At 57.0% G+C, this 21,592-nt stretch carries 20 protein-coding genes and 1 riboswitch; of the genes, 19 read left to right on the top strand and 1 reads right to left on the bottom strand.

Going from position 1 to position 21,592, the window contains the following annotated elements; all coding sequences use genetic code 11:
• Nucleotides 1–95: 95 nt before the first annotated feature.
• From DL346_RS12310 to DL346_RS12290, 5 genes are all read left to right on the top strand, one after another.
• Nucleotides 96–1,829, top strand: a complete 1,734-nt coding sequence (locus tag DL346_RS12310) for a 2-oxoacid:acceptor oxidoreductase subunit alpha (RefSeq protein WP_112883089.1) — start codon at nt 96–98, stop codon at nt 1,827–1,829.
• A 1-nt stretch (nt 1,830) separates the two neighbouring features.
• Nucleotides 1,831–2,697: a 2-oxoacid:ferredoxin oxidoreductase subunit beta gene (locus tag DL346_RS12305; RefSeq protein ID WP_112882409.1), complete on the top strand. Its 867-nt coding sequence runs from the start codon at nt 1,831–1,833 to the stop codon at nt 2,695–2,697.
• A 91-nt stretch (nt 2,698–2,788) separates the two neighbouring features.
• Complete coding sequence (gene pduL, locus DL346_RS12300) at nt 2,789–3,358, top strand: phosphate propanoyltransferase (RefSeq protein WP_112882408.1); 570 nt, start codon at nt 2,789–2,791, stop codon at nt 3,356–3,358.
• A 165-nt stretch (nt 3,359–3,523) separates the two neighbouring features.
• Nucleotides 3,524–5,083 carry a tRNA (N6-isopentenyl adenosine(37)-C2)-methylthiotransferase MiaB gene (miaB, locus tag DL346_RS12295; RefSeq protein ID WP_112882407.1) on the top strand — a complete coding sequence of 520 codons (1,560 nt, stop codon included), beginning with the start codon at nt 3,524–3,526 and terminating at the stop codon, nt 5,081–5,083.
• A gap of 26 nt (nt 5,084–5,109) precedes the next feature.
• On the top strand, nt 5,110–5,592 hold the full coding sequence (locus DL346_RS12290; RefSeq protein WP_112882406.1) for a YlbF/YmcA family competence regulator: 483 nt from the start codon (nt 5,110–5,112) through the stop codon (nt 5,590–5,592).
• Between the two features lie 104 nt (nt 5,593–5,696).
• Here the strand turns inward: DL346_RS12290 and DL346_RS12285 are convergent, their stop codons facing one another.
• On the bottom strand, nt 5,697–6,896 hold the full coding sequence (locus DL346_RS12285; protein ID WP_112882405.1) for an MFS transporter: 1,200 nt from the start codon (nt 6,894–6,896) through the stop codon (nt 5,697–5,699).
• Nucleotides 6,897–7,062: 166 nt separating this feature from the next.
• Between DL346_RS12285 and lepB the strand changes: the two genes are divergently transcribed.
• The 14 genes from lepB (at nt 7,063) to hrpB (ending at nt 21,587) form a co-directional block, all read left to right on the top strand.
• A complete protein-coding gene (gene lepB / locus DL346_RS12280; protein WP_240633146.1) occupies nt 7,063–7,617 on the top strand; it encodes a signal peptidase I in 555 nt (184 codons plus the stop codon).
• 5 nt (nt 7,618–7,622) lie between these two features.
• The gene (locus DL346_RS12275) at nt 7,623–8,639 is read left to right on the top strand and encodes a DUF4184 family protein (protein WP_112882403.1); all 1,017 of its coding nucleotides are present in this window, start codon (nt 7,623–7,625) and stop codon (nt 8,637–8,639) included.
• Between the two features lie 42 nt (nt 8,640–8,681).
• Nucleotides 8,682–9,023, top strand: coding sequence for a DUF3889 domain-containing protein (locus DL346_RS12270; RefSeq protein WP_112882402.1), 342 nt, complete (start codon nt 8,682–8,684; stop codon nt 9,021–9,023).
• 55 nt (nt 9,024–9,078) lie between these two features.
• A complete protein-coding gene (locus tag DL346_RS12265; RefSeq protein WP_112882401.1) occupies nt 9,079–9,390 on the top strand; it encodes a heavy metal-binding domain-containing protein in 312 nt (103 codons plus the stop codon).
• Between the two features lie 144 nt (nt 9,391–9,534).
• Nucleotides 9,535–9,843: a rhodanese-like domain-containing protein gene (locus DL346_RS12260; protein ID WP_112882400.1), complete on the top strand. Its 309-nt coding sequence runs from the start codon at nt 9,535–9,537 to the stop codon at nt 9,841–9,843.
• Nucleotides 9,844–10,003: 160 nt separating this feature from the next.
• On the top strand, nt 10,004–12,220 hold the full coding sequence (locus DL346_RS12255) for a heavy metal translocating P-type ATPase (protein ID WP_112882399.1): 2,217 nt from the start codon (nt 10,004–10,006) through the stop codon (nt 12,218–12,220).
• Between the two features lie 40 nt (nt 12,221–12,260).
• Nucleotides 12,261–12,507, top strand: a riboswitch (cobalamin riboswitch).
• 223 nt (nt 12,508–12,730) lie between these two features.
• Entirely contained in the window at nt 12,731–13,726 is a 996-nt protein-coding gene (locus tag DL346_RS12250; protein WP_112882398.1) for an ABC transporter substrate-binding protein, read from the top strand.
• Between the two features lies 1 nt (nt 13,727).
• Nucleotides 13,728–14,768 carry a FecCD family ABC transporter permease gene (locus tag DL346_RS12245; protein ID WP_112882397.1) on the top strand — a complete coding sequence of 347 codons (1,041 nt, stop codon included), beginning with the start codon at nt 13,728–13,730 and terminating at the stop codon, nt 14,766–14,768.
• Entirely contained in the window at nt 14,765–15,595 is an 831-nt protein-coding gene (locus DL346_RS12240) for an ABC transporter ATP-binding protein (RefSeq protein WP_112882396.1), read from the top strand. The genes DL346_RS12245 and DL346_RS12240 overlap by 4 nt, the downstream gene beginning before the upstream one ends.
• Nucleotides 15,592–16,653 (top strand): nicotinate-nucleotide--dimethylbenzimidazole phosphoribosyltransferase, encoded by a 1,062-nt coding sequence (cobT, locus tag DL346_RS12235; RefSeq protein ID WP_276311543.1) that lies wholly within the window; start codon nt 15,592–15,594, stop codon nt 16,651–16,653. The genes DL346_RS12240 and cobT overlap by 4 nt, the downstream gene beginning before the upstream one ends.
• 33 nt (nt 16,654–16,686) lie before the next feature.
• Nucleotides 16,687–17,283, top strand: a complete 597-nt coding sequence (cobU, locus tag DL346_RS12230) for a bifunctional adenosylcobinamide kinase/adenosylcobinamide-phosphate guanylyltransferase (RefSeq protein WP_112882394.1) — start codon at nt 16,687–16,689, stop codon at nt 17,281–17,283.
• Between the two features lies 1 nt (nt 17,284).
• On the top strand, nt 17,285–18,097 hold the full coding sequence (cobS, locus tag DL346_RS12225) for an adenosylcobinamide-GDP ribazoletransferase (RefSeq protein WP_240633145.1): 813 nt from the start codon (nt 17,285–17,287) through the stop codon (nt 18,095–18,097).
• Nucleotides 18,098–18,162: 65 nt separating this feature from the next.
• Nucleotides 18,163–18,885 (top strand): adenosylcobinamide amidohydrolase, encoded by a 723-nt coding sequence (locus DL346_RS12220; RefSeq protein ID WP_112882393.1) that lies wholly within the window; start codon nt 18,163–18,165, stop codon nt 18,883–18,885.
• A gap of 146 nt (nt 18,886–19,031) precedes the next feature.
• Entirely contained in the window at nt 19,032–21,587 is a 2,556-nt protein-coding gene (hrpB, locus tag DL346_RS12215; RefSeq protein WP_112882392.1) for an ATP-dependent helicase HrpB, read from the top strand.
• Nucleotides 21,588–21,592: the final 5 nt, after the last annotated feature.

Here is a 21,592-nt window from a genome sequence, read left to right as displayed (position 1 = left end):
ACATAAAATTTATTTGACTGTTGAAAGAAATTTTATATTTTTGTAAAACCGATGTCGAAAATTTTGCAGGTTCGTCAAAAGAGGAGATGGGCGTTTTGATTAGTCAATTGTCTTGGAAAATCGGGGGACAACAAGGGGAAGGCGTTGAAAGTACCGACCGTATTTTCTCGACAGCTCTTAATCGTCTAGGTTACTACCTGTATGGATACCGTCACTTTTCATCGCGTATTAAAGGCGGCCATACGAATAATAAAATAAGAATCAGCACGAAGCCGATGCTGGCCATTTCGGATGATTTGGATATCCTGGTCGCGTTCGACCAAGAGAGCATCGATCTAAACGCGCATGAGCTGCGCGCAGGCGGCGTCGTTGTTGCGGACGCTAAATTCAATCCGGTCCTGCCTGAGGGCATTAACGCACGACTATTCGCCGTACCGATTACTTCGATTGCCGAAGATCTGGGAACTTCCCTTATGAAAAACATGGTGGCGTCCGGCGCGTCTTGGGCGCTTCTTGGCCTGCCTATCGATGTATTTAACAAAGCAGTAGAAGAAGAATTCGGCCGTAAAGGCCCAGCGATCGTAGAGAAGAACATCGAAGCGGTTAAACGCGGCTCCGATTACGTGCTAGAGCTTGCCGGCGGCCCGCTTGAAGAGTTCCGCCTAGAACCGGCTGACGGCAAACAAAAGCTGTTTATGATCGGAAACGAAGCGATCGGCCTTGGCGCAGTCGCAGGCGGCTGCCGCTTGATGTCGGCCTATCCGATTACGCCGGCTTCCGAGATCATGGAATACCTGATCAAGAAGCTTCCTAAGTTCGGCGGTACCGTCGTTCAAACGGAAGACGAAATCGCGGCGGTTACGATGGCGATCGGCGCCAACTACGCGGGCGTCCGTACGATGACGGCATCTGCCGGTCCCGGTCTTTCTCTCATGATGGAAGCGATCGGTCTCGCAGGGATGACAGAAACGCCTCTGGTTATCGTGGATACCCAGCGCGGCGGCCCTTCCACGGGCTTGCCGACGAAGCAAGAGCAATCCGACTTGAACGCAATGGTATACGGCACGCACGGTGAAATTCCGAAGATCGTCATCGCGCCTGCTTCCATCGAAGACTGCTTCTACGACACGATTGAATCGTTCAACCTGTCGGAGCAGTATCAAGTGCCGGTTATTCTAATGACTGACCTTCAGCTCTCGCTCGGTAAGCAATCCTGCGATGAGTTGGATTTGAATAAAATGCCTATTAACCGCGGTAAACTGGTTCGCGAGCTGCCTGAGCTTGAAACGAACGAACTGTTCAAACGGTATGAGTTTACAGAGGACGGCATTTCGCCGCGCGTTATCCCGGGCGATAAGCACGGCTTGCACCACGTAACGGGCGTAGAGCATGATGAAACGGGCCGTCCTTCGGAGAGCGCCGTCAACCGGAAAAAAATGATGGATAAGCGCTTGACGAAGATGAACGGATTGGTTATCCGCGATGCGGTCCGGGCGGATGCGCCTCATGCGGAAGCTGATTTGCTGATCATCGGCATGGGCTCGACAGGCGGTACAATCGACGAAGCTCGTCTCCGCCTAGAGAAAGACGGGTTGAAAACAAACCATATTACAGTACGTCAAATCCATCCGTTCCCGTCGGATCTCGTAAAGCCTTACCTGCAAAGCGCGGCGAAGGTCGTCGTGCTTGAAAACAATGCGACAGGCCAGCTGGCTGATCAAGTGAAATTGCATGCAGGTTATGCGGATAAGATCAGAAGCGTTCTCAAATACGACGGAAATCCGTTCCTGCCTTCCGAAGTGCACAAAGCATGCAAGGAGTTGGTCTAAGATGGCTACATTTAAAGAGTTTCGAAATAACGTAAAACCGAACTGGTGCCCAGGCTGCGGAGACTTCTCCGTTCAAGCCGCTATCCAGCGTGCCGCAGCTAACGTAGGCCTTGAGCCGGAAGGCTTGGCTGTCATTTCCGGGATTGGCTGTTCCGGCCGGATCTCCGGTTATGTGAACGCATATGGCCTTCACGGCATTCACGGCCGCGCGCTCCCGATTGCGCAAGGCGTGAAGCTCGCTAACCGCGACCTGACCGTTATCGCTTCAGGCGGTGACGGCGACGGCTTCGCGATCGGCATGGGTCATACGGTTCACGCGATCCGCCGTAATATCGACATTACCTACATCGTAATGGACAACCAAATTTACGGTTTGACTAAGGGCCAAACTTCGCCTCGCAGCGCGGAAGGCTTCAAGACGAAATCGACGCCGGAAGGCTCGATCGAGTCGACGCTGTCGCCGCTCGAAATCGCAATCTCTGCGGGCGCAACGTTCATCGCGCAATCGTTCTCCAGCGACCTGAAGCAGCTGACATCGCTAATCGAAGCAGGCCTGAACCACAAAGGCTTCTCGCTCATTAACGTGTTCAGCCCTTGCGTAACGTTCAACAAAGTGAACACATACGACTGGTTCAAAGAGAATATCGTGAACCTCGATCAGTTCCCGGATTACGATCCGACGAACCGGATCGCGGCCATGAACAAAATCATGGAAACAAACGGCATGCTCACAGGCCTTATCTACCACAACAAAGAGCGCAAATCGTACGAGAATATGATTAGCGGATTTGGCGCGGAAGGCTTGGCGAACCAAGACTTGTCGCTGTCGCAGGAGCAGTTCAGCAAATTGATGGCAGAATTTAAATAAAAGATAGACTAGCATAGCAGGAGGCATACCATTCATCGATGAACGGTATGCCTTTCTTGACGAAATGGTACAGAAAGGTGTTTTCGGTCATATGAAAATGGTTCCTGTAGGTGTTTCCGCCCGACATATTCATCTCTCGCAGGCGCATGTAGAAGCGTTGTTCGGACAAGGCGCGGAATTGTCCGTCTTCAAACCGCTCTCGCAGCCAGGGCAATATGCAGCAAACGAAACGGTTGAGGTTGTAGGTCCGAAAGGCAGCTTTGGCAAAGTCCGGATCTTAGGTCCGGCACGGAAGCGGACGCAGCTGGAAGTATCGCGCACGGACGCGTTTACGCTGGGCATCAATCCGCCTGTCCGCGAATCGGGAGACATTGCAGGCTCGGCGGGAATTCTCATTAAAGGGCCCGCTGGCGAAGTTACGATTGAAGAAGGCGTCATTGTGGCGGCACGCCACATTCACTTCCATACGAGCGATGCGGAGCGCTGGGGCATTTCGGACAAGCAGCGTTTGACCGTTAGGCTGCAAGGCGAGCGAGGCTTGATTTTGGAAAATGTCATAGCGCGCGTTTCGCCTGAGTTCGCATTGGATATGCATATCGATACGGATGAGGCTAATGCAGCGGGCGCAAAAAACGGCGATCAAGCCGAGATCATCGGCTAACCGCAGAGGTCAGCTTGGCGCGAAGAGACAATCGATCCCCGATTGTCTCTTTTTTGTTACAATTCGCTCGCTTCGAGCAGCGTTGGCAGGTCATTTTTCTTTCTAAACGCGGACGGGTTTGCTATAATATTGGAATGGACACGTATATGGAAGGACGTGAAAGAATTGAGCAAGCAAGGCAAGGACTTCTCCAAGTACTTTGACTTTACTGGCGCGAGAGTGCTGAAGGAAGAAGAAGGAAAAACAACCTACCGGATTAACGGTCGAGATATAACGGTGAATGCTGCGCCGAATTATAAAGAAGAGAAACGCAGAGGCAAGGAAGCGATCCAGGTTCATTACGAAACCGCGACGCCGCCGGAGCTAATGGAGCTTGGCAAGGGCAAGCTCTATCATATTACGACTTATGGCTGCCAAATGAACGAACATGACACGGAAGTAATGAAGGGCATGTTCGAGCAGATGGGCTATGCGCCGACGGAAGACCGCAATGAGGCTGACGTCATTTTGTTGAATACTTGCGCGATCCGCGAGAACGCAGAGGATAAAGTATTCGGCGAGCTTGGCCATTTGAAGCACTTGAAGATCGAGAAGCCGGGCTTGATTCTCGGCGTATGCGGCTGCATGTCGCAGGAAGAGTCGGTCGTCAGCCGCATCATGCAGAAGCATAGCTTCGTCGATTTGATTTTCGGCACGCACAATATCCATCGTCTGCCGTATTTGCTGCAGGACGCGCTGTTCAGCAAAGAAATGGTCGTCGAGGTTTGGTCCAAGGAAGGCGACATTATCGAGAACCTGCCCAAGAAGCGGGAAGGGATGCGCGGCTGGGTAAACATCATGTACGGCTGCGACAAGTTTTGCACGTACTGCATCGTGCCTTACACAAGAGGCAAGGAGCGCAGCAGACGACCTGAGGATGTCATCGCCGAAGTGCGCGAGCTGGCCCGTCAAGGCTTTAAAGAAATAACGCTGCTTGGGCAAAACGTCAATGCTTACGGCAAGGATTTCGAGGATCTGAACTACCGGTTCGGCGATTTGATGGCGGACATGGCCAAAATCGATATTCCGCGCATTCGGTTCACGACGAGCCATCCGCGCGATTTTGACGATCACTTGATCGAAGTGCTGGCAACGCGCGGAAATCTGGTGGAGCATATTCATTTGCCGGTGCAGTCCGGGAGCACCGAAGTATTGAAGCGCATGAGCCGTAAATATACGCGGGAGATGTTTCTGGAGCTGGTCGCCAAAATTAAGCGGGCGATTCCGGACGCCATTCTAACGACGGATATCATAGTCGGCTTCCCTGGCGAAACCGATGAGCAGTTTGAGGAAACGCTATCGCTCGTGCAGGAGGTTGGTTTTTCGTCAGCCTACACCTTCATTTATTCCCCGCGCGTAGGCACGCCTGCAGCGGATATGGAGGATAACATTCCCGAGGCCGTGAAGAAAGCGCGGCTTGCGCGGTTGAATAGAATCATTGAGGATCTTAGCCGTGAAAGCAACGAAGCGGAGGTCGGCCGCACCGTGGAAATCCTTGTCGAAGGCGTCAGCAAGAACAATGCGAATGTGTTGTCCGGCCGTACGCGCACGAACAAGCTGGTTCATATTGAAGGACCGGTGGAATGGATCGGGCAGTTTATCGAAGCGAAGGTGACGGAGGCTAAATCCTGGTACCTCAAAGCCGAGCCTGTTTTGGAATATCGCATGGAAGAAGCAGTATCTTAACGTAACGTACAGAGGAGCTGGAACCATTGGCAAAAGAGCAAGCGGCAAAGCATAACCATGCACACGATCATGACCACGATGCGGGCTGCACCGTACCGAAGTTCAACACAGAGGACATCATCGTTCGTGCAGACATCATGGCCAAGACCAAAGAGCTGGCGAGCATGATTTTCACATCCGAGGAAGTGCAGCAGTTCCAGCGCGCCGAGAAGCAAATTCAAGGCAATGAGCGCATCCAAGGCTTGATCTCGCAAATCAAGAAGAAGCAGAAGGAACTCGTCGCATTCGAAACGACGTTCAAGAATCCCGACATGGTCGCGAAGATCGAGAAAGAAATCGAAGTGCTTCAGGACGAGCTGGACGGTATTCCGATCGTGTCGGAGTTCCAGCAAAGCCAAGCCGACATCAACTACTTGCTGCAAACGATCGTTTCCGTCATCCGCGATACGGTAGCGGAGAAAATCACGATCGAGGATGCGCAAGCGGAAGATCCGGAAGAGTGCATGTAATCAACGTAAAAGCCTATGTAAAGGCGCGAATTTCGCGCCTTTTTTGCTATAAAAAAACCGCCGTTTGGCGGTGATTTTAGAGACCGATGCGAAACCGGGCTAAACTAAGCGGTCTGCCGCGCATGGTCGCGGCGCCGCCAAACGAACATGCAGACGAGCGCAGCCAGCGCGAACAGTCCGCCGAGCCAAAAGCCGTAATCCCGGCCGTAGGCTTCATTGATAAAGCCGGCAAGGAACGGTCCTGCGAACATGCCGATGGAATAGATGGCTTGGTAGAAGCCCATCGCGGTCGCGCGTTTAGAGGACGCAAACGGCTGTATGGCGAGTCCGAGCAGCAATGGCAAGTGCAGGCCCTGAGCGAAGCCGTTCAGCGCCTGCGTGACCGCCAGCCATCCCAGTGAAGGCGAATATGCGATCGCTACCGTGAAGATGCCGCTCAGAGCGAAGCCTGCCGAGATGACGGCCCTATTCCCGAACTTGGGCGCTATCAGCCGTCCGGACAGCAGCGAAGCAATGGCATGAGGCACCATGAAGGCGATCACAATCAAGGTGAGTTGGCTGCTGGAAGCGCCTAAGGAGGTCGCCTTCAACGGCGTGAAGCCGAACATGGTGATGAACAGCACGCAATGGGCAAGGATCGAGAGCGTCGATACACGTTGAAGGGAAGGGGTGCGCACGACCTCGCGCAAATGCGTGAGCGATATCGGCTCCCGCGCGACGCCTTCCCGCGGCTCCTTGACCGCAAACGTAAGCAGAAGGCCAGCCGCGCCTATTCCGATGCCTGCGATAAAGGCCGCATTCCAGTCGTAAGCGCCGGCAAGCCACCCGCTTAACGTCATGCCGATCAATTGCCCCGACACCGTCATAAAGCTGATATTGCTCATTGCCTTGGTCGCCTCGCCGGCGGCGAAGTAGGCGGCGTAAAGCACCGTGAACGCGACCCAAGCGGAGGCGCAGACGCCGGACATCATGCGTCCGGCGAGCGGCCACAGCCAAGAGCCGGGAATCATAAACAAGACGCAGCTCAGCGCCCCGCTTATCATGCCAAGCATTAGGAAGGGCTTGCGCTTATGCAGCTTGTCCGATGCGAGGCCAAGGGGAAACCGGATCAGCATTTGGGTGAAGCCGTAGCTTCCGAGCACGATGCCGATCAGTACGTCGGCATAGCCGCTGCTTTTCATAAATGGGGGGAGAATCGGTACATAGACATATAACGTCGACCAGTACAGCAGCGTAACGATGATAAAAATGACATGATCGGCACGGGAAGTCGGAATTGGTGCGGCTTTCGCTTCAGCGGACAAGAGGAACTCACTCCTTAGAAATAAATAACGGCAACTCCCTAACTTTATCGTACGATAACCGGACTGGGCAATGCTTTTTCTTAAAAGTCGTTTGGATAGAAACAAATTACGGGTAAAAGTCGTATTAGATAAAGAGAAACAGCAAGGCAAGAGAGGAGAAACTCAAGTGGAGAAGCCTAACCTGCAAGTACATAAGCCCAAGAAATCCTGGGTGAAAGAAGCTAGAGACTGGACCGTGTCGCTGGGCGTAGCGGTTGTAGCGGCGCTTCTCATTCAGAACTATGCTTTTGCTCAAACGGAAGTAAGAAACGTATCCATGCAAAAAACGTTGGTGGAAGGCCAGCGCTTGATCGAAGATAAAATCAGCTACCGGTTCGATTCGCCGGAACGGGGGGATATCGTCATCATTCACGGACCGGAAAGCGACAAGCGCCTTATTAAGCGCGTGATCGGGCTGCCGGGCGACGTCATCAACATCACCGGTGACGGTCGGGTGGTTTTGAATGGCGAGCTGCAAAACGAGCCATACGTTAAAGGGCGGACGTTCGCAAACGGCATGGAAATGCCGTTCACCGTCCCGCCGAAATCGGTTTTCGTCATGGGCGATAACCGCGAAAACAGCCAAGACAGCCGTGAGCTGGGTCCCATCGCCATGTCCAGCCTGGAGGGCCGTGCCATATTTCGCTTATGGCCGCCCGATAAATTCGGCGGGTTGGATTAAGGCCGATGCCATTCACGTTTTCTCATCCGTTCTTCGCCGCTCCGCTGCGGCGGATCGCTCCGAAGTGGGTGAGCCTGACCGGACTAGTGCTGGGCAGCATGTCGCCTGATATGGAGTACTTTATGGCGATGGAGCCCTATCAGAGCATCGGGCATTCCCTGCTCGGCTTTCTCGTGCAAGGACTGCCGCTTGGCATCGCGTTTGCATTTGCTTTCCACTGCATAGTGAAGCCCGTGCTGCCTAAATTTCTGCCTGCATTCGGCAGGCTGGATCAATTTGCGAAAGCGTTGTGCGCAGAATGGAGGCTTCGCTCGTTTCAGTCGTGGCTTATCTTTCTCGTTTCGCTCTATATCGGTTATTTGACCCATATGTTCATGGATGCATGGACTCATGCTTCAGGCATATTTGTCGAATCGTTTCCTATTCTTCATAGTCGCATTGGAGGAAGGGCGCTGTATCAGAATCTGCAGTTCGGATTCTCCATCATTGGGCTTGCCATCCCCGGTATATGTCTATTGATGCGTTACCGTCAATTCCGCCGCACTGAAACGTATAAACAGCGGATCCCGGTTGCTTCGCGAGGGACCAAAGCGGTGCTCTGGTTTGTCGCTGTCTCGGTTGCGCTGCTGCTGTTTTTGCTGAAGGACATGTTCATCATCTATCTTGGATTTATCGGCATTTTCATCGTAGCCCCAATGTCATCCGCGCTGTTCGGCTGCTTTGTCGCTTCGCTCCTTTATCTGGCCAAGCAGAGAGGAAGGATGGCCGGAGCTATGAAAGCATTGGCGCTGTTAACCGGAACGATGGCCGCGCTTCGGATTGGTGTTTTTCTGCGGGAAATCCTGCTGACCGACGGCGTTCCGTACCAGTTCGTTCATCCGCCGAAAGGCGTGCTCGATCCGCTCTGGACCGTTTTTCTATGGGGCTGGAGCATCGCGTTGCTCTATGCCGTACACGCAATGGAAAGCAAACCGAAAGCGATTGACAACAGGACCGATACAAGGATGTATGAATCCACGTAAAATGGGGAATTCTACCATCGTTTATAATCTGGAGGTGGTAGAATGAGATCCATCCTTGTTCTCATGATGACATTCATGGTGTTGATCGGCTCCGCTGCGCAAGTATCCGCCGAGCCGCAATACGCGAAGTGGGGACGTCTGGCGATGAAAGAAACGATGCACAAGTACCATGCCGAAATCGTCGATTACAAGCATGTCGGACGTAAAGTCGAGGATGCCGGCTTGATGTCCGAAACTTTCCGGCTGCTGCTAAGCAAAGGCGCCCGCAAGTTTGAGGTAACCGTCAGAATCTGGTTTGAGCAGCACAGCGAGAAAGTGGTGCGCATCCAATTCATGGAGGATGGGAAAGTAGACGGGCTGCCGACATTTTCTCCCATGATTTGAATCCAATTTTCGTTTGTTGCGTATGACAAACTATACCGATTGGGAGGGATTTACGATGATTTTGTCCACTACACCTGCTATTGAAGGACAACCGATTCAGCAATACCTAGGCGTCGTAACCGGGGAAGCCATTATGGGAGCGAACATCGTGCGTGACCTGTTCGCGTCGATTACGGACATCGTCGGAGGACGTTCCGGCGCATACGAGACCAAGCTGAAGGAAGCGCGCGACTTAGCTTTCAATGAAATGTCGGGCCAAGCTTCCCGTATGGGTGCCAATGCGATTGTCGGCATCGACATCGATTATGAAGTGGTCCGCGAAGGCATGCTGATGGTGGCGGTCAGCGGTACGGCGGTTCGTATTTAACAACTGTATATTTCATCCGAAACAGCGTCCATGCTTGAGCAGCGGATGCTGTTTCTTTATGTCGCTGCATGGACACGGGACCCCGCGAAAGAGTAAAATGCAGGTATCACGTTCAAAATGTCCAGAAGGAGTTGTACGAGGAAGATGGGAGAAATAACGGCAAGCGAGCTGGAAACCCGGCTTCGCGAAGGCGAGAAGTTGAGCCTCATCGATGTACGGGAGCCGGACGAATGGGAATCCGGGCATATCAAGGAAGCGGTGAGCATTCCGATGTCCGTTTTCGTTCAGCACCTTGGCGAGCTGAACCAGTTTGAGGAGCCTATTTACCTGATCTGCAGAAGCGGCAGCCGGAGCGGCCGTGTTGGGGACTATTTGGCCGCGCAAGGCTACGAGGTCGTCAACGTGCTTGGCGGCATGCTGAGCTGGCCTGGCGAGGTTAAGACCGGGCAATAAAGTGAAATGAAGGAGCACTTTTGCGCATTAGCGGGGAGGTGCTCTTTTTTGGTTTGTATCATGAGTCGAACAACCCTGCCATATAGTGAAGAGTAGGACAGCTTGGAGCGGATCATGGCTATGCTTCGGCTGATGCTTCGGAGTGGATAGGAGGACCACAATGCAACAGCAAAGCGTTGTTGACGCGCTTGATTTGCGGATTCACGGAATGAGCTGCACGGCATGCGCGACCCGTATTGAACGGGCTGTCGGCAAGTTGGCCGGCGTATCGGGCGTGTCCGTCCATTATGCGGCCAAATCCGCCTATATCACCTACTCGCCGGAACAGACGGCTCCTGCCGCGATTATTGAACGGATCGGGCAGCTCGGATTCCAGGCTTTCCTTTATGGCAAAGACGAAGCCGGCGACATGGAGCTGGATTCGCTGCGCGTCCGGGTATTCGTGTCCGTGCTATTCACGCTGCCGCTGCTTTGGACGATGGCGCATCATTACGAATGGCTGCGCGGCATCCCGGTGCCGCTGCTCATCCAAGAGCCTCTGCTGCAATTCGTACTGGCGGCGATCATCCAGTTTTTTATCGGGATGCCGTTCTATTTCGGCGCGTTTTACGCCTTGCGAGAGCGGATCGCGAACATGGATGTGTTAGTGGCGATCGGTACGACCGCGGCGTTTGCATACAGCTATATTTCAATGATGAAGGGCGGCCCGCTATATTTCGAGACTTCGGCGGTGGTCATTACAGCCGTGCTGCTGGGCAAGCTGCTGGAGGCATCCGCATCGGCGCGGGTGATGAAGGAGAGCGACAGCTTCGCGTCCCTTCAGGCAACCGAAGCGATCGTTATGCGCGGCGGCAGCCGGGAACGGGTTCCGCTCGTCCGCGTCCGTGTAGGGGACCAGCTCATCGCCGCTGTGGACGAACCGCTGCCGGCCGACGGCGTGATCATCGAAGGACATTCGACGTTCGATGAATCGTTTCTTACCGGCGAAAGCGCGCTCGTCGCGCGGTCGGCGGGCGATCACGTCTACGCCGGAACGATCGTGAGGGGGCATGAACTGCGGATTCGCGTGACGGCGCTTGGCCAGGCTACGATGCTGAGCCGAATTGCCGCGCTCACGCGCCAGGCGCAATCGACGAAATCGTCGATCGGCCGCAAGGTTGACCGGATATCGGGGATTTTTGTCCCGGTGATGCTGCTGCTGTCCGTCTGCACGCTGCTTCTTTGGCTGTTGTGGCTAGAGCCGGGAAGCTGGGGAACGGCCTCGATTCACGCGCTGGCGGTGCTGCTGGCGGCATGTCCTTGCGCGCTTGGCCTGGCGGCACCGATTTCGCTGGTGCTGGCAACGGGCAAGCTGGCTCGCAGGGGCATCGTCATGAAGGAAGCGGGCGCGCTCGAGCGGTTGGCTCAGCTCGATACTATCGTACTGGATAAGACAGGTACGTTAACAGAGGGAAAGCCGGCGTTAACGGAGGTATCGGCGCTATCCGGCTCGCCGAGTGCGATGCTGCGCTTGGCGGCGTCCGCGGAAGCAGGCTCGCAGCATCCATTCGCGGCGGCGATTAAAAACGCCGCGAGGCGGGCCGGACTCGTTATTCCGGTATCGGCATCGTTTCAATCGTTTCCGGGCAAAGGAATTGAGGCTATCGTTGACGGGAAGCGGATAGAGATCGGGAATGCCGGTTTCGCCGCCGAGCGGGGATGGCAGATCAACCGGATCCTGCTTCGATTTGCGGAGCGGAGGGAGGCGGCTGGCGAGACGGTGATCTATGCCGCGGTGGACGGCGAGTGCGCAGGGGCGTTCGCATTTACGGATCAAGTGAAGCGGACCTCGACAGAAGCGGTTTCCGCCATCGCCGAAGAAGGCATTCGGCTCTTGCTGGCTACAGGCGATCACCTGTCGGCTGCGCTGAGCGTTGCGGAAACGACGGGGATCGCCCGCACCGATGTGCATGCTTCCATGCTGCCCGAGCACAAAGCCGAGCTGATCCGCAAGCTGCAAGCGGAAGGCCGCGTGACCGCGATGGTCGGCGACGGCTGGAACGATGCGCCGGCGCTTGCCGCGGCGGATGTCGGCATCGCAATGGGCGGCGGGACGGAAGCCGCGCTGGACGCCGGGCATATGACGCTGCTTCGGTCAAGGCTGACCGGCATCTATGAAGCGCTGCAGATCAGCAGGCTGACGGTGCGGAATATCCGCCAAAACCTTGGCTTTGCGCTGCTGTACAACGTCGTCGTCATCCCGTTCGCGGCATTTGGCGGCATCGAGCCGTGGATGGCCGGTACGGCTATGGCGCTCAGCTCGGTGTCGGTTGTGCTGAATGCATTGCGTTTAAACGGCCAAATGAACCGGTTCTTGAGAAGACGGGGCCAAGTATAGACAACCTGATGGGGGAATGGTATAGTTACACGTGCACAATAGCATATTCATAGAAACAGGTGCTTGGCGATGCCGATTCGAGGGGAAAACGAGAATCGAGTATGCCTAGCTTAATAGGGAAGACCGGTGAAAGACCGGCACGGACCCGCCACTGTAAGAAGCGTCGAGGAGCTGCACGCTCCGGTCGACAATGCATCAATATAAAGTCACTGGCCGTCACTGCGGTTGGGAAGACGTTGATGTCAAGTGCTTCGAGTCAGGAAACCTGCCTGTTTCGGATTGAACGCTACCTACGTGGACTTAGGGAGGTGTTGGAGATTGGCTAGGACTCGAATTCGGAAACGGATTCCGCCGCGAAATCGGCGCACGGACGGCCAGCCGCTGTTCTACGGAACGTGAGCATTTCTGACGCTATAAGTCGGAAATGCTTTTTTTGTTTTACGGATGGCATGTCGGCAGGCATTTGAGCAAAAGGTACGAAATACTAAAACAGGGAGAGTTTGAGATCCAATGAATTTTAATTTAATGACATTAAATAAGGTCGGCGCGATGCTGATCGTCGCTGCCATGCTGATCGTTACGTCAGCTTGCGGCTCCGCGGACAATAACCAAAACCAAACAGAAGCGGGCGGCAATGCCGCGAACAAGGCAGCCAATACTGCCGGTCAAGCCACCGCATATCCGATCACGGTGAAGGATGTATCGGGTACGGAGCTAACGTTTGAGACTGCTCCGCAGCGAATCGTTACGCTCCTTCCGAGCGAAACGGAAATCGTCTACGCGATAGGTGCCGAGGCATCGCTTGTCGGCGTTGACGACTATTCGAACTATCCGAAGGAAGCGGAGAGCTTGGAGAAGATCGGCAACATGGACGTCAATTTCGAGAAAGTCGTCTCGCTGAAGCCTGATCTCGTCCTTGCTTCGTTTGCGATGGGGAAAGCCGCGGTCGAGAAGCTGCGTTCATTGAACATTCCCGTGTATGCGACCGATCCGAAAACATACGATGCCGTAATCGAGAAGGTGAAGCAAATCGGTCAAATCTTGAATAAGAACGAGCAGGCAAATGAAGTTGCGGCACATATGCAGCAAGTTCGGGATCAAGTTGTTAATGCCGTTAAGGATGCACCGAAACGCAATGTCTATTTGGAATTCGCGCCGGGCTGGACCGTTGGCAAAGGGGAATTTCTCGATGAGTTGATTACTCTTGCCGGGGGCGCGAATATCGCGACGGAGCCGGGCTGGTACGAAATCGATCCGGAAACGGTCGTGAAGTCCAATCCGGACCAGATCATTTATGCTTCGATGACCGTTGGAGAGGGCGAGAAAAACCCGATTCTATCGGCGATCGAAGCCAGACCGGGGTGGGATACGATTAACGCCATTAAGAATAAGCAGGTATTCGAAGTCGATCAAGATCCGCTGACACGCGTAGGTCCGCGCCTTGCGGAAGGGCTCTTGGAAGTAGCGAAAAAGCTGCATCCGGATTTGGCCGGCCAGCTGAAATAAGATGAGACGCAAATTGGTTACGTACGGAGGGGCAGCGATGCTCCTCCTTGCCGCGTCGGTTGTCGTCAGTCTGTCGATCGGCTCCTCCCGGATGCCGCTGCCCGACGTTTGGGGCATTTTGCTTCATCAACTCCCGTGGATGAACGCGGCGGAAGGCCGCTTTGATGCGGCAGATATTGCGATCGTCACTCAGCTCAGGCTATCGAGAGTCGTACTGGCGATGCTGGTTGGTGCTGCTCTGGCATTGGCTGGAGCCGGGTTCCAGGGCGTGCTGCGGAATCCGCTCGCGGATCCGTTTACGCTTGGCGTTGCAACGGGCTGCTCGGTGGGCGCCGCCTTTATGATCGTGTTCGGTTATCAATCGGCATTCGGCTTGTGGTCCGTCCCGGCGGTCGCGTTTATGACGGGGATGGTTACACTGGTCATGGTATTCGCGCTTTCTCGGGCGCGCGGCGCCATTGAAGTGGAGACGCTCATTCTATCGGGCGTCATCGTGCAAGCGTTTCTTGGCGCATTCGTGACCTTTATGGTTTCCATGTCGCAAAGCGTCATCAACGAAGCGATGTTCTGGTTGATGGGCAGCTTGAGCGCCCGCAGCTGGGCGCATGCGAAGCTGATTTTGCCGTTTCTCATCGTAGGCATGCCGGTGTTGATCCGTTATGCCCAGCATTTGAATTTGTTTGTGCTTGGCGAGAAGCACGCGGCCCATCTAGGCGTAAATGTCGAGCGTACGAAGCTGATTGTGCTGATCGTTTCCACGCTGCTGACGGCAGCGGCCGTATCGATCGCGGGCGTAGTCGGCTTCGTAGGCCTCGTAGTGCCGCATTTACTAAGGCTGCTGGTCGGTCCGGACTACCGCCTGATCATTCCGCTTTCCGCCGCTGGCGGAGCACTCTATCTGCTATGGGCGGACACGCTTGCCCGCACGGCGCTTAGCCCGAAGGAAATATCGCTCGGCGTCGTGACGGCGCTCATCGGAGCGCCGTTCTTCGCCTATTTGCTCTATCGGCGCAAGGTGCTGCAAGGAGGCTCGCAAGGATGATTGAAGTCGTACGTTTAACGAAGTCGGTTGCGGGCAAAAGCATTTTGCGGTCGATCAGCTTTACGATGCAGGAAGGGCGCATGTACGGCATTATCGGGGCGAACGGGGCAGGCAAGTCGACGCTGCTGCAGCTGCTTACGGGGCTTGAGCCGCCCGACTCCGGCGAGGTGCTCCTCCGGGGGCGAGAGGCACGGGCTTACAAGCGCAAGGAATTGGCCAAATGGACCGCCATGCTGCAGCAAGGCGGTCTCCCGCCTGTCGGCTTTACGGTGCGCGAGGTCGTGACGATGGGGAGGTTCCCTTATCAAAACTGGATCGGTGAAGAGACCGCCGGAGGCGGCGAAGCGGTCGATGCCGCGCTGGAAGCCATGGGGCTTGCAGGTATGCAGCACCGTCGGATCGATCAGCTGAGCGGCGGCGAGCGGCAACGTGTCGCCTTGGCGAAAGTGATGGCTCAAGAGCCGGAACTGCTGATGCTGGACGAGCCGACCACTTATTTGGATATCGGGTACCAGGTCGGGCTGCTTGATACGGTGAAGCAGTGGCAGCGCGAACGCGGTCTGACGGTCGTTGCCGTGCTGCATGATTTAAATTTGGCGGCGCATTATTGCGACGAACTGCTCGTGCTGCATGATGGCGGCATTGAAGCCTTCGGTCCGCCTGCTGCCGTCATCCGGCCGGAAATGATTCAGGCCGTTTACGGCGCTAATGCCATCGTGCTGCCGCATCCGGATACCGGAGTTCCGCAAATTTTGCTGCAATCCGCAGTTCCTCCTGGAAACGATATTATTACAGAAAGATGGATAGAGAGGAAGCGAGTACCGTGATCGAACAGGAACATCAGCTTGCGACTAGGCTTGATCGTATAGAACCGCTATACGGCGATCGAATGGAAGCCGCTCAGCGGCATTTAGACAGTTTGACGAAGCCGCCCGGCAGCTTGGGGAAGCTGGAAGCAATCGCGCGGCAAATCGCGGGCATTACCGGCGAACTCGCCGCCGATCTGTCGAAGCGGGCCGTCATCGTGATGGCAGGCGACCACGGCGTCTGCGAAGAGGGGGTAAGCGCGTTCCCGGCGGAGGTCACGCCGCAGATGGTGTTTAATTTTCTTGCCGGCGGCGCTTGCGTCAACGTATTGGCAAGAGGGGCAGGCGCGGACGTTTACTGCGTCGATATGGGCGTAAACGCGGATTTGGTGCACGATTCGCTGATCAGCTGCAAAACCCGTAAAGGGACGGCGAACATGACAAAAGGTCCCGCGATGACGCGAGAGGACGCAATCGGCGCGATTATGGCGGGATTCGACTTGGCGGAAAAGCTCGCGGCTGACGGCTACCGCATGTTCGCGACGGGTGAAATGGGGATCGGCAACACGACCGCAAGCTCGGCGCTGTGCGCCGCATTCGGGGCCATGTCCGCCGATGAAGCGGTGGGCCTTGGCACGGGCATTCACGAAGAGCGCCGCGCTCACAAGGTAGACGTCGTAAACCGCGCGCTGGCTTGCAATGAGCCTTCGCCGGCAGATCCGGTCGGCGCGCTCGCGAAAGTCGGCGGGCTTGAGATCGCCGGTCTTGTCGGCGTCATTCTCGGCGCGGCCGCCAATCGCCGGCCTGTCGTCATCGACGGGTTCATCTCTTCGGCTGCGGCCCTTGTCGCAGCATCGATCGCGCCGCAGGCGGTCGCGTACATGATCGGTTCGCATCTCTCCCAAGAGCAAGGACATCGGAAGCTGCTTGAGGGGATCGGGCTTTCGCCGATGATCCATCTGGATATGCGGCTCGGTGAAGGGACCGGCGCAGTGCTTGGGTTTCATGTTATCGATGCGGCAATGAGAATCATGCGGGAGATGGCCACTTTCGAAAGCGCGGGCGTATCTCGCGGGTAAGCAGAAAAAGCTTGGCGGGGTGAGACTTCGACGATGAGAGTACTGATTACCGGCGGCGCGCGCAGCGGAAAAAGCGGGTTTGCCGAAGCCTACGCAAGGAAGCTGTCAAAGCGCGGCGTCTATATCGCCACATCGCAAGCGTGGGACGACGAAATGAGGGAGCGCACCGAGCATCACCGCCTTACGCGCGAGCAGTCCGGGTATGCGTGGGAAACGATCGAAGAGCCGTATGCGGTGGCAGAGCTGCTGAAGCGTCTTGAAGCGGAAACGGCGGAATCGGCGGAGCGGCCCGCCGTCCTCGTCGACTGCCTGACGCTGTGGCTGACGAATCACATGCTGCGGCTTGAGGAAGGCGAAACGGAGGGTACGGCGCGCATTGATGCTGTCCGGTTACATGACGAGGTCGATAAGCTCGTGGAAGCCGTCGCCGGCTATACCGGTCCCTTGCTGCTCGTAACCAATGAGGTCGGCAGCGGGATCGTGCCCGCTTACCCGCTCGGGCGGCGGTTTCGAGACGAGGCGGGAAGGCTCAATAGGAAGCTGGCAGCCGTCTGCCGGCAAGCTTTGCTCGTGGTGGCAGGTATCCCGCTCGATTTGAAAGCGCATGCGTTTCAATTGGAGGAGGACTAGCTTGATCATCAGGTTGCTGAAAGAACAGCTGCAGGCGGCCGGGACCGCCTTTCAGCTGCTGACGAGAATCCCGATTCCGGTCGCCATCCCGTTCACGCCGGAAATGTTGGCGCGCAGCGTGGTGTACTATCCGGTCGTCGGCGCCGTGATCGGCGGGATTGTAGCCGGGGCCGGCTGGCTCCTGCATGGCGCGATGCCGGCGATGCCGGCTGCCGTCATTCTTCTCCTCATCTGGCTTGCGCTGAGCGGCGGGCTTCATATGGACGGACTGATGGATACCGCCGACGGGGTGCTCAGCTACCGTTCCCGAGAGAAGATGCTCGCGATTATGAAGGATAGCCGGGTCGGCGCAATGGGCGTGCTGGCGGCCGCTGCGGTGCTGTTATTGAAATTCTCGGTGTTGACCGCCATGATGGAGGCTCCTGCCCTAGAGTGGCGCTTCGCAATGCCGTTGACGATGCTGGCTTGCGCTTGGAGCCGGCTATGGATCGTGATTGCCATGAAGGGATGGCCGCTAGCCAGGCCGGACGAAGGGATGGCCTCCATGTTCCAATCGGTGCGCATCCGTCATACGGCGTGGGCAATAGGGTTTCAAATGGCGATGATCGCGGTGATCGGGCTGGCAATTCCGGGGCTTGCGAACGAGACCGGGCCCCTGCTGCTTGCCCTAGCGGGGATCACGATTGCGGCGGGCACTCTGCTTAGCGTATGGCTGACCCGCAAACTGGGCGGGCTAACGGGAGATACCTATGGAGCTATGACTGAACTAATAGAATCGATGCTCCTGTTTAGCCTCATGGTGGTTCTGGTGTAATAAATAATAGCAGAGATAGGCGCACAGCTAGGGATCCGTATAGGAGATAGGAAGGAGACGAGCGGATGAGCCAGCCTTTTCGAAATGGAAACAAGCTGTATAACTCGGTCATTTGTCCCGGCATTACAGTGCGAATGGCGGATGACCGGATGATCTTGAAAACAGGCGAGCCTCAATTGACGCTGAGCAGCGCCGCGCATGGCGGCGGGTTTGGCAGCGGATATCGGTTTATCGATTGGAAAGTCCCTCCCGCATACAAAAGCGAGGACCGAGGCGCCGACTTGGTGCGAATGCTGGGTGAATGGGGGTACTCGCATCATACGACCATCGGCATGATGACGTCGGCCGATCTGACGCATGCTTCGATCGGCGAAGCGCAAGGAGAGACGTTCACCCTGCTTTGCTGTACGACGGCCGGCACGTCGGACGCGGTTCGGGCCGGGCTGCCTCACGATACGGTCCGGACGGCGGAAGCCATACATACGTTTTTATTCATTGACGGGCAGCTCTCGACTTCCGCGATGGTGAATGCGGTTATTACGGTTACGGAAGCAAAAACGGCTGCGCTGCAGGAGTGCAAGATCACGGATCCGTCGCATTTTCATCCGGCCACCGGCACGGCTGCCGACGCCGTCATGATCGCTTCCAGCCAATCCGAGAGCTATGCGTACACCCATTTAAGCGCGGGGACTGCTTCGCCGTTAGGCGCCGCAATCGGCAAGCTGGTGTACGAGACCGTCGTCGAGGCTGTAAGATCGCAATGGGACCGGGAGCTTGGGTCAGATTGAGCATCGTTTCGTTAGATAGATCCGAGAGCGGGGCAGCCGCACTCGGTTTTTTTTTGTTAGGGAACGCTGCAGGGCGTTTTGACGATAGAGACGGGTTGTCCCTATAATAGGACATAGGAAAAACGGTCGACAGGAGAACAAACGCAATGAATGAAAGAACGGACAATCGAACCAACCGCGCCGATGAACGGCTGCCTATCGACGAACTGCTGCCGGAGCTTCGGCAAGCGCTGGACGAGCGCGCCTCAGCAGTGCTCGTCGCGGCGCCCGGTGCGGGAAAGACGACGCGGGTGCCGCTCTCGCTGATGAATGCGCCATGGCTGAACGGGCAGCGGATCCTTATGCTGGAGCCGCGCCGGCTGGCTGCGCGAACGGCAGCCCGATACATGGCCGCGACGCTCGGCGAGCAGCCTGGCGAATCCGTCGGCTACCGCGTGCGGCTGGATACGAAGGTAGGGCCCGATACGGTGATCGAAGTCATCACCGAAGGGGTGTTGACGCGCATGCTGCAGAACGACCCTTCGCTGGAAGGCGTCGGGCTTGTGATATTTGACGAGTTTCATGAACGGCATTTGCACGCGGACCTGGGGCTGGCGCTCTGTTTGCAGGCGCAGTCGTTGTTTAGGGAAGATTTGCGCTTGTTAGTCATGTCAGCGACGTTAGAAGCCGAGCCGGTCGCCGAGCTTCTGGGCGGCGCGCCCCTATTGGCGAGCGAAGGACGGGCATATCCGGTAGAAACGCACTACTTGGCGAAGCCGGTTACCGGCCGGATTGAGGAAGCGGCAGCGCGCGCGGTTATCGAAGCGATGAACAGGCATGACGGAGATGCGCTCGTCTTTTTGCCGGGAGCGGGAGAGATTCGGCGCGTCGAAGGCTTGCTTCGCGAAGCATTGGCGTCGAAGCGGATGATCCCCGGCACCGGCGCCGGACCGATCGCGATCATGCCGCTGTATGGAGCGCTGCCGCCGGATGCGCAGGATCGTGCCGTTTCGCCGGCTGCGCCTGGCGACCGCAAAATCGTCCTCGCCACGTCGATCGCGGAATCCAGCGTTACCGTGCGCGGCGTCCGCATCGTCGTGGACGGCGGCCTTAGCCGCGTGCCGCGGTTCTCGGCGCGCACCGGCATGGCGAGGCTGGAGACGGTGAAGGTATCCGCCGCTTCGGCCGACCAGCGGCGCGGCCGCGCCGGACGCGAAGCGCCAGGGTTTTGCTACCGGCTGTGGACGGAGCAGGAGCACCGCATGCTGCAGCCGCAGAGCGATCCGGAGCTGCTGGGCGCGGATTTGGCGCCGCTTGCTCTGGAGCTGGCGGTATGGGGCATCGCGGATCCCGGCGAGGAGCTCGCTTGGCTGACGAAGCCGCCGGCAGCCGCATACGCGCAAGCGGTCGAACTGCTTGCTGAGCTGGAGGCGCTTGATGCGCAAGGGAAGCCGACGGCGCACGGCCGCGAAATCGCCGCCCTCGGCATGCACCCAAGGCTAGGGCATATGGTGCTCCAAGCCAAGAAGCTCGGTCTTGGCCGCATGGCGTGCGAGCTTGCGGCGCTGCTGAGCGACCGCGACCTGCTGCGCCAGACGCGCAGCATCGATATGCGGCTGCGGCTGGAGGCGCTGCGCGGGCGCGCTGCCGGCGAACAGCCTGACGAAGCGGCGGTGAAGCGTCTTGCGGCCGAAGCGAAGGAATGGATGCGGGCCGCAGGCATAACCGGCGACGCACCGCAGAAGCCTAACGCGGACAGCTGCGGCCTGCTGCTCGCGCTCGCGTACCCCGACCGGATCGCGCAGCGGCGCGGAGACGGGCGCTTTCTGCTGCGAAGCGGTCGCGGCGCAGCCGTCCAGGAGCTGCAGCCGCTGTCCAGCTCGCCGTATTTGGCGACGGCAGAGCTGGAGGATAGCGGGAGCGACAGCCGGATTTTGCTTGCGGCGCCGCTAGCGCTGGCGGAGCTGGAGGCTTATTTTGCCGACCAGCTCCTAACGGAAACGGAAGTCAAGTGGAACCGGCAAACCGAATCGGTTCGCGCGAAGCGTACCGTGCGGCTGGGTGCGCTTATTCTGAAGGAAACGCAGCTTGCGGACGCCGGCCCCGAGCTCGTGGCGGATGCCTTGTTAAGCGGGATCGCCGAGCAGGGACTGGAGCTGCTGCCGTGGACGAAGCAGGCCCGCCAGCTTCAGGCGCGCATCGCGCTTATGCATGCGCATAATCCAAGCTGGCCGGACGTATCGGACGAAGCGCTGCTGGCCGCGCTGCCCGAATGGTTATCACCCTATATCGGCGGCATGAGGAGCCGGTCCGACCTGGGACGGCTGAACATGACGGCGCTGCTGGAGTCGCTGCTGAGCTGGCAGGAACGCCAGCAGTTGGACGAAGAGGTGCCGACCCATATCCGGGTGCCGAGCGGCTCGCGGATTCCGGTCGATTACGGCGATCCGGCTGCGCCGGTGCTTGCCGTCCGGCTGCAGGAGCTGTTCGGGCTGCAGAGCACCCCGCGCATCGCGGGAGGCAAGCTGCCGGTCACGATTCACATGCTTTCCCCGGCGCAGCGTCCCGTGCAGGTGACGCAGGATTTGGCCAGCTTTTGGCAGCATGCTTATTTTGACATCAAGAAAGATCTGAAGGGCCGCTATCCCAAGCATTATTGGCCGGATGATCCGCTTGAGGCGGAGCCGACCAGCCGGGCGAAGCCGCGCCCTAAGACGGAGTAGGAGGA

The sequence above is a fragment of the Paenibacillus montanisoli genome (assembly GCF_003268025.1).
Lineage (GTDB): Bacteria > Bacillota > Bacilli > Paenibacillales > Paenibacillaceae > Paenibacillus_Z > Paenibacillus_Z montanisoli.
The sequence above is the reverse complement of the archived record's forward strand: the minus strand, read 5'-3'. Positions and strand labels throughout refer to the sequence as shown.